Annotated in this window: 10 protein-coding genes; 6 read left to right on the top strand and 4 right to left on the bottom strand. The window is 54.6% G+C overall.

Annotation, left to right across the window (positions count from 1 at the left end; translation table 11 throughout):
• The 3 genes from AC0IM9_RS20265 to AC0IM9_RS20255 form a co-directional block, all read left to right on the top strand.
• Positions 1-500, top strand: a 500-nt coding sequence (locus tag AC0IM9_RS20265; protein ID WP_482805224.1) for a transposase, incomplete at its 5' end; no start/stop codon positions are given.
• 514 nt (positions 501-1,014) lie between these two features.
• Complete coding sequence (locus tag AC0IM9_RS20260; protein WP_482805223.1) at positions 1,015-2,316, top strand: RHS repeat-associated core domain-containing protein; 1,302 nt, start codon at positions 1,015-1,017, stop codon at positions 2,314-2,316.
• A gap of 6 nt (positions 2,317-2,322) precedes the next feature.
• The gene (locus tag AC0IM9_RS20255; RefSeq protein ID WP_444512327.1) at positions 2,323-2,844 is read left to right on the top strand and encodes a hypothetical protein; all 522 of its coding nucleotides are present in this window, start codon (positions 2,323-2,325) and stop codon (positions 2,842-2,844) included.
• 368 nt (positions 2,845-3,212) lie between these two features.
• Here AC0IM9_RS20255 and AC0IM9_RS20250 read toward each other — a convergent pair whose 3' ends face one another.
• Positions 3,213-3,488, bottom strand: a complete 276-nt coding sequence (locus AC0IM9_RS20250) for a type II toxin-antitoxin system RelE/ParE family toxin (RefSeq protein WP_482805222.1) — start codon at positions 3,486-3,488, stop codon at positions 3,213-3,215.
• Positions 3,489-3,505: 17 nt separating this feature from the next.
• Positions 3,506-3,691: a hypothetical protein gene (locus tag AC0IM9_RS20245; RefSeq protein ID WP_482805221.1), complete on the bottom strand. Its 186-nt coding sequence runs from the start codon at positions 3,689-3,691 to the stop codon at positions 3,506-3,508.
• A 212-nt stretch (positions 3,692-3,903) separates the two neighbouring features.
• Here AC0IM9_RS20245 and AC0IM9_RS20240 point away from each other — a divergent pair, with 212 nt between their 5' ends.
• A complete protein-coding gene (locus AC0IM9_RS20240; RefSeq protein ID WP_482805220.1) occupies positions 3,904-6,726 on the top strand; it encodes an RHS repeat-associated core domain-containing protein in 2,823 nt (940 codons plus the stop codon).
• Between the two features lie 3 nt (positions 6,727-6,729).
• Entirely contained in the window at positions 6,730-7,191 is a 462-nt protein-coding gene (locus tag AC0IM9_RS20235; protein WP_482805219.1) for a hypothetical protein, read from the top strand.
• Between the two features lie 125 nt (positions 7,192-7,316).
• On the opposite strand, the gene AC0IM9_RS20230 is transcribed toward AC0IM9_RS20235, so the two are convergent.
• Together AC0IM9_RS20230 and AC0IM9_RS20225 are read right to left on the bottom strand one after the other, a co-directional pair.
• Positions 7,317-7,598: a helix-turn-helix domain-containing protein gene (locus tag AC0IM9_RS20230; protein ID WP_444512326.1), complete on the bottom strand. Its 282-nt coding sequence runs from the start codon at positions 7,596-7,598 to the stop codon at positions 7,317-7,319.
• Positions 7,595-7,933 carry a type II toxin-antitoxin system RelE/ParE family toxin gene (locus tag AC0IM9_RS20225; RefSeq protein WP_444512325.1) on the bottom strand — a complete coding sequence of 113 codons (339 nt, stop codon included), beginning with the start codon at positions 7,931-7,933 and terminating at the stop codon, positions 7,595-7,597. The genes AC0IM9_RS20230 and AC0IM9_RS20225 overlap by 4 nt, the downstream gene beginning before the upstream one ends.
• A gap of 127 nt (positions 7,934-8,060) precedes the next feature.
• On the opposite strand from AC0IM9_RS20225, the gene AC0IM9_RS20220 reads away from it, so the two are divergent.
• Positions 8,061-8,288, top strand: a complete 228-nt coding sequence (locus AC0IM9_RS20220) for a hypothetical protein (protein WP_445371980.1) — start codon at positions 8,061-8,063, stop codon at positions 8,286-8,288.
• Positions 8,289-8,381 lie beyond the last annotated feature (93 nt).

The following is an 8,381-nucleotide window of genomic DNA, read 5'->3' as shown; positions in this document are numbered from 1 at the left end:
TGCAGGCCACGCATCGGATACGTAGCCAATTGGTTGGCCAGCGCACCGAGAAGGCCAATCAAATTCGTGGCTTGTTGGCGGAATACGGCATCGTCGTCGGACAGCGGCTGGAAACCTTGCGTAAGGCGCTGCCGGGCTTGCTGGAAGATGGCGACAATCACCTAACCGGCCACTTCCGAAGCTTGCTCAACGGTCTAAAAGACGATTTGATCAGCCTGGATGAGCGCGTCAAGGAGCGGCTGTTGGGCATCAGTAAGCGAGGCGATGCCTATTTGAGGACCTTGTTGATCCACGGAGCGCGGGCCGTCCTGAAAGTCGCCGGACAAAAAGATGATCCGCGCAGCCGCTGGCTGCAAACCCTCAGCGAGCGACGCAACAAAAACATCGCCGCCGTGGCCTTAGCCAATAAAAACGCCCGAATTGCCTGGGCGTTATTGAGCAAGAACATCGACTACCAACCGGACCGAGACCGGCCGGCTGGGGAATCGGCTTGTGCCTGACAGTAAACTGTCACGCCCAAACCGATTGAGATAAAAGAGCAATCCACTCGATTGCGAAGCATCACCCTGATGGCAACCGGACGAACCGGCGCTGGTAAAACCTGATTATTCCGCTGTGCCCAAGAGCACGTTAGGACGATAAGGCACCCGCGCGCGAATAGCCCATTATGGCCCGAGCCAATTGCGCTCATTTACAGGCCGGATATACGTGTGCAGTCGTACCATCAACCAACAGGGGAAATGCTTGCAAAACGGGAGGAGTCCATATACGCAATAGCCAACGGGCATTGCGCCGCTGTTTTAGCTAATTCCGGTCGGCACCCGCACCACCTGGCTGGAAGCCACCCCGTTCTACATCACCGCCAGCTACGACGCCCTGAACCGGCCGACCGCCCTGCTGGAGAACGGCACGGTCAGCCTAGCCAGCTACGCCTACGACGACCTGTCGCGGCGCACCACCGTTACCCTGGGTAACGGCACCACCACCGGCTACGGTTACGACACCCAGTCGGCGTTGGCCAGTCTCACCCAAAACCTGGCCGGCACCGCCCAGGACAACACCTGGAGCTACACCCGCAACCAGGTGCAGGACATCAACGCGGCCAGCTGGACCAACGACAGCTACCAATGGACCGGCTACACCAACGGTACTCGCAGCTACACCGCCAACGGCCTGAATGAATACGCCACCGCCGCCGGCAGCACGCTGAGCTACGACGCCAACGGCAACCTCGGCGGCGACGGGGTGTGGACTTACGCCTACAACCTCGACAACCAATTAACCAGCGCCAACAAAACCGGCTCGGCCAACAGCCTGGCCTACGACGGGGCAGGACGCCTGAGTCAAACCACCCTGGCGGGTGTTATCACCAACCTGAGCTATGACGGCAGCGACCTGGTGGCTGAATACAATAGCACCGGCGCCCTGCTGCGGCGTTACGTGCACGGCCCCGGCGTCGACCAACCGCTGGTCTGGTACGAAGGCGCCGCCACCACCAACAAAACTTGGTTGTACAGCGACCACCAAGGCAGCATCGTCGCCACCGCCAACAGCGCCGGCACCAGTACCGCCACCTTAAGCTACGGCCCTTACGGCGAACCCAACGCCACCACCGGCGTGCGCTTCCGCTACACCGGCCAGCAGCTGTTAGGACCGCTGAACCTGTACTACTACAAAGCCCGGATGTACTCGCCGGCGATTGGCAGGTTCCTGCAGACCGATCCGATTGGCTACCAAGACGGCTTGAATCTGTATGCCTATGTGGGGAATAATCCGTTTAACCGCAATGATCCGAGTGGGTTGATTGCGGCCGATGCCAAAATGCTGGCGAGCAATTACATGACGGAAGCCAGGACGACAGCTAACGCCTTCGGCCAAGCCTCCACCAGTAATCCTTATATCGCCATGACCTATACCGTGCCCAGTTTGTTTGTGGGCGGGGGATCGGGGGCGGTAGTAGAAAATGCGGCAATAAAAAGTAGTATTCAAGCAAATAAAATAGCCGGGGATGCCGCTGCTGATTTTTTAAATAGTGTGTATGGCGGTGCTCGAGAAGTTAGTAAAAGTACGTCATTAGGGACTAGGTATTTAGATAACTTAGTGGATGGTGTGGCCATGGAATCAAAAGTTGGTCGAACTTCTTTGTCTAGCAGGATTGAATTACAAATTAGCAAGGATGTAGAATTATTAAATAATCCTGTTAGTGGGGTGAATTCTGTCGAATGGCACTTTTTCCAAGGTAAGACAGGGATTGGTCCTACGGCTCCTCTACTACAGAGACTTGAAAGTTGTGGAATTACAGTTTGTATACATTAGATTTCTATGGAATACCCAGTATTTGCGCCACCTATAGAGTTGGCTGAAAAGCAACCGCGAGAATGGTCTAAGGCAGAGGCTGAAGCTTATTTTAAGTGGTTCTTAGCAAACTTTGATTCAAGGGTTAATGGGGTATTGGATTTTCTTAAATTAAATGACCAAGACCCCCCCAATATTTTGTTATTTAATGCTCAAGAAAAATTGGAGGAATTGTTGCTTAATGAACAATTTGTTACATCATTGCCGGCAGGGAGAAAGTTAACAAATAAAGGATATGCTGTCGCGGCTGATTTAGGTTTGCTTGTTGCTCGACTTTTATTAGAGCATGGTCAAGGCAAAGTAGCCTGGAACATTTTAAAGAAACCTAAGACGGATCAATCGTATAACCTACCAATTTTGATAGGTTTTGGTGAGATTCATTTTGATCCAATTGCGTGGTCAATCGGCGATGCTTCATGGCTAGCTCAAGGCAATAAAAAGCATGGTGCTTGGGTAAAAGGGTTTGAGTTTTTGATGGGTAAGATCTGAAGGACGTAAGGCGGATTCGGAGCGGTAGTAAGCCCGCGTAGGTCCGAATAGCGAAGCGTATTCGGACGCATGTGATTAAAACGTCGCCTGCTTAACGCTACTACAGGCGGCGAAACCACAGCCTACCAATACGTCCGAATGACCTCCGGACAGGATAAGTTCATTGGTGGAAATTGTTACGCCGCGTCCAGCACGCGCATCTCGATATGTAAACCGGCGGAGGCCGCCATGTTAACCAAGGCATCCAAGGCCGTAAGTCGCAATCGGTAGGGCGTCAATAGGCGAAGCTGTATTGCGCCGTATGTTTTAACAAATCGCGTCCGGCAACCGTATCCGCACCATCTTGCCGGAAGTCACCGCGTTCTACATCACTGCTCGCGCAGTATCTCGTCAGGCTGTAAGTCTCGGCGTTTATGAATGACCGCGAGCACTTCGATATGCGTAGTTTTGATCTCGTAAAGAATGCGGTAAGAATAGAGCGAAAGTTCACGCACAGCCTCGTTGCTTAGTTCTGGCACTGTGCGCCCAAGACGGGGCAGTTTATCCAAGCCAATCGTTTTACTAACCAGCGCTTCAGCCACCCGCTTGGCATAAAGCGGCGAATCCTGCGCAATATAGTCGTGAATGTGACGAAGTTGGGCCAATGCGTGATCGGTCCACTTTACCACGCCTGAATATCTCTCAGTACCTGTTCGGCGGGTAGGGCTTTGCCCTGTTCGGCGTCCATTTGGCCGCGCCGGATGTTTTCCAGCACATAGAGCCGGTACATAATTTCCTCCATGTCGGCGGTATCTGGTAAACGCTGAATGATAGCAAGGGCTTCTTGTTTAGCGGTGTGTAGTTGCATGGTGAACTTCTCCTTTTAGTCGCTGATGGCATTCTAGGCTTGTCTGGCATTGGCTAGCGTACGAGCTAGTTGGTATGCACGTGGCGTACCTTTGGGCGCTATTCTACAGACAGGGCGCGGTGACCACCATTGTTGAAAAACTGGTCTCGTTGGACTTGCTGTACGAGGGGTAGTCGCAGAATTCGGAAAAAATAGTACGCTAAGACTTTTCAGTGGTCCGCAGCGGTCTGTACGACACCGCCAAACCGCTGGATAAAATGGTGGTCGCCACCACCTGCGCCGCCGCCGACAAACGTTGCACCCACAACGTCAAGACCGAAACCCGTGTCGCCAAAGCCGGTTCCGGACTGGCCAATCTGCTGACCAGTTACAGCTACGAGAGCGCGTTTAACAACCTGGCCAGCGTTACCGACCCGAAAGGCAAAGTGACCAGCTACACCTACACCGCGCAAGGTCTGCCTTTCACCGTCACCCGTCCCGTGGATGTCGCCGGCGTAGCCCCTGTAACGACCTACGCCTACACCAGCTTCACCCCGGCCGGCTACACGGCGTTTTATCTGCCGACCGCCGTGACCGAAAAAACCACGGCGACCAACAGCGTCACCAACACCACGGCTTATAACGCCACCAACAAATACGTCCCGCAAACCGTCATCGCCGATGCCGGTACCGGTAAGCTCAACCTGACCACGACCTACACCTACGATGCGGTGGGTAACCTGACCCAAGTCAACGGCCCGCGCACCGATGTCACCGACACCGTGGCCACCGCCTACGACAACGAACGCCGGCCGATTCAGCTGACCAACGCCTTGGGCAAACTCACCAAGCAAGCCTACGACAACGATGGCCGCCTGATCCGCACGGCCGCGCAGATCGGCACCCAATGGCTGGTGTCCTGCAACAGCTACACCCCCAGCGGCAAACTGCTGAAAGCCTGGGGTCCGGCACAAACCACCGCCGACACCACCTGCCCGGCCACGGCCGCACCGGTCACCGTCGCCGACTACGTCTACGACAACCTGGATAGGCTCAGCACCCTGACCGAAAACCTGCCGGCGGCCGACGGCGGCAACCGCGTCACCCAGACCGTCTACAACGCCGACGACAGCGTGCAGATCGTCAAAAAAGCCGTGGGTACCGGTATCGCGCAGAACTATGCGACCTACACCTACAGCAACAACGGCCTGCCACTCACCGTCAAGGATGCCAAAAACCAGCTGACCACCTACCAATACGACGGTCACGACCGCAAACTGAAAACCCTGTATCCGGACAAAGTCACCGCCGGTGCTTCCTCGGCGACCGACTTCGAACAAGTGGCCTACGACGCCAACAGCAACGTTACCAGTATCCGCAAACGTAACGGCCAAAGCATAACCCTGGCCTACGACAACCTGAACCGTCTGCTGAGCCGGACCTATCCGACTGCGGCCGACAACATCAGCTTCAGTTACGACCTGTTGGGCCGCAAAACGGCCGCCAACAAAACCGGCTACGCCATCGGCTATGTCTACGACAACGCCGGCCGCCTGACCAGCACTACCGCCGGCGGCAAAACCCTGGCCTACCAATATGACCCGGCCGGCAACCGCACCCGCACCACCTGGCCGGAAGCCACCGCGTTCTACATCACCGCCAGCTACGACGCCCTGAACCGGCCGACCGCCCTGCTGGAGAACGGCACCGTCAGCCTGGCCAGCTACGCCTACGACGACCTGTCGCGGCGCACCACCGTCACCCTGGGTAACGGCACCAGCACCGGCTACGGTTACGACAGCCAATCGGCGCTGGCCAGCCTCAGCCACAACCTGACCGGCACCGCCCAGGACAACACCTGGAGCTACACCCGCAACCAGGTGCAGGACATCAAGGCCGCCAGCTGGACCAACGACAGCTACCAATGGGCGGGTTATACCAACGGCACCCGTGCCTACACCGCCAACGGCCTGAACCAATACGCCACGGCCGCCGGCAGCACGCTGAGCTACGACGCCAACGGCAACCTCGGCGGCGACGGGGTGTGGACTTACGCCTACAACCTCGACAACCAGCTGACCGCCGCCAACAAAACCGGCTCGGCCAACAGCCTGGCTTACGACGGCGCAGGCCGCTTGAGTCAAACCACCCTGGCGGGTGTTATCACCAACCTGAGCTATGACGGCAGCGACCTGGTGGCTGAATACGACAGCACCGGCACCTTGCTGCGGCGTTACGTGCACGGTCCCGGTGTCGACCAACCCCTGGTCTGGTACGAAGGCGCTGTGACCACCAACAAAACCTGGCTGTACAGCGACCACCAAGGCAGCATCGTCGCCACCGCCAACAGTGCCGGCACCAGTACCGCCACCTTAAGCTACGGCCCTTACGGCGAACCCAATGCCACCACCGGCGTCAGGTTCCGCTACACCGGCCAGCAGCTGTTAGGACCGCTGAACCTGTACTACTACAAAGCCCGGATGTACTCGCCCGCCATCGGCAGGTTCTTGCAGACCGATCCGATTGGCTATCAGGATGGCTTGAACCTGTATGCGTATGTGGGCAACAATCCGTTTAACCGCAATGATCCGAGCGGATTGAACGCGGCCGATGCCAATATGCTCGGCGGTAAACTGGGCGGATATTTGGATGCCGTCACGCCTGGTTCGTTGGCTTTCAAAAACTCTTACGACAATTTCCAAGCAGGCAGTTACGGAAACTCGGCCTTGTGGGCCTTGCAAGGCGGGTTGGAAATTGGGGCTGCTGCTGTTACTGGCGGGGCATCGCAGTTTGAAAGTAGGGTGGTTTCTGGGTTGGTTTCTCCAGGCGTGCGAACTGAAGCTCAAAATCTAGCGGAACAATTGACTATGAAAGAGGCTCAAGCAGGCTCTGGCGAAAGGATTATGCAAGGAAAAATTAATGATCCATTGTTTCCAGAAGATGAATGGGCAAAAATGCAGCACGTCCATACGACTCCTGATGGAGAAAATATTGTGATTCACTATTGGGAACGAATAGAAGATGCTTTCCGAACAGGATTTAAGTTTAAAAATTAGTTTATGGATTTACTTTTAGCGCAAGCATTATGGGTATTGGGATTGCTCTCTGATGAGCGTCTTCCGGAAGAAGTTGGTGTTCGAGGATTAGAGGCTGGATTGGATACGGAAACTCTCTGTATCCTATCGATTCTGATGCCGAATGAGTCGAAAGAGGCCAGAAGGTTATTTGAAAAAATTTTAGAAGAATTCCATCTTCCTGAAATGGATAAGGCTAATGCGGCCCGTATTTATGCACGACATATTTCGAAGAAAATTTTAAAAAATGAACTAAGTCCTTGCGATGGTGCGAATCGATTATGGGATGCGTCCATTCGAGTGAATGATCCTAATTTTCACGATTTAGATACGTTTATATATGCGGCAAGCGAGCTAGAATCTCGTCCTGGTGACGTGGAATTTTTTAATAGTGAAATCATAAAAGAGGCAAACATTTGGGTTAACAGCCCGCGTAGGTCCGAATAGCGAAGCGTATTCGGACGCATGTGATTAAAACGTCGCCTGCTTAACGCTACTACAGGCGGCGAAACCACAGCCTACCAATACGTCCGAATGACCTCCGGACAGGATAAGTTCATTGGTGGAAATTGTTACGCCGCGTCCAGCACGCGCATCTCGATATGTAAACCGGCGGAGGCCGCCATGTTAACCAAGGCATCCAGCCCGAATAAGTTGATTTTGCCACGCACCAGGTCTGAAATACGAGGCTGGGTCACGCCGAACAGTTTGGCGGCTTGGACTTGGTTCAATCCGGTTCGAGTAATGTAATCTGTCAAATCCATCATTAGCTTTGCGCGAAGTTTCAGATTTTCGGCTTCTTCGGGTGTGTCTTCGATTGCGTTCCAGACACTGGAAAATGATTCGTTGGTCATTGGTTAAGCTCCTTGAGTAACTCACGATAACGTTTGGCGGCCAGATCGATATCCGACTGGCTGGTTTTCTGGGTTTTCTTCTGAAAACAGTGTATGACGTAGATAGCATCGAAAAATTTAGCGACATAGAGCACGCGAAACGCTCCGGTCACGTCGCGAATTCGAATTTCTTTAACCCCCGACCCCACCGTATTCATTGGTTTCCAGTCGCTAGGCTCGTATCCATGTTGCACTTGGTCGAGTTGAAAACCCGCTTCTCGCCGCACGGATACCGGGAATGCGCGAAGCTCTTCAAGCGCATTACCCAGGAAGTTGATAGGTTTCGGATTCATCATGGGGACGAATATACAAAATTTCGTATATTCCAACAAGTTTTTTGCCTACCGGCACGCGATGGTCATCGCCTAAGATGCCGACGGCCGCCTGATCCGCACGGCGGCGCAGATTGGCACCCAATGGCTGGTGTCCTGTAACAGCTACACCCCGAGCGGCAAACTGCTGAAAGCCTGGGGGCCGGCACAAACCGCGCTAGACACCACCTGTCCGGCCGCCGCCGCGCCGGTCACCGTCGCCGACCGCGTCACCCAGACCGTCTACAACCTGGATAACAGCGTACAGATCGTCAAAAAAGCCGTGGGCAGCGGTATAGCCCAAGGCCGTAAGGCAATGGTATGGACTCCTCCCACCTAGCGGCATCGATGTACCAGAGGGGTAAAATTGAGTTACCCAACAAACGGAGGAGGAGTCCGAGATGAATATTAAACGCATAGGCCTTGATTTAGC

Source organism: Methylomonas sp. Uni0011, from assembly GCF_056850255.1.
Note: the sequence above shows the minus strand (reverse complement) of the source record. Positions and strands in the feature narration are given on the sequence as shown.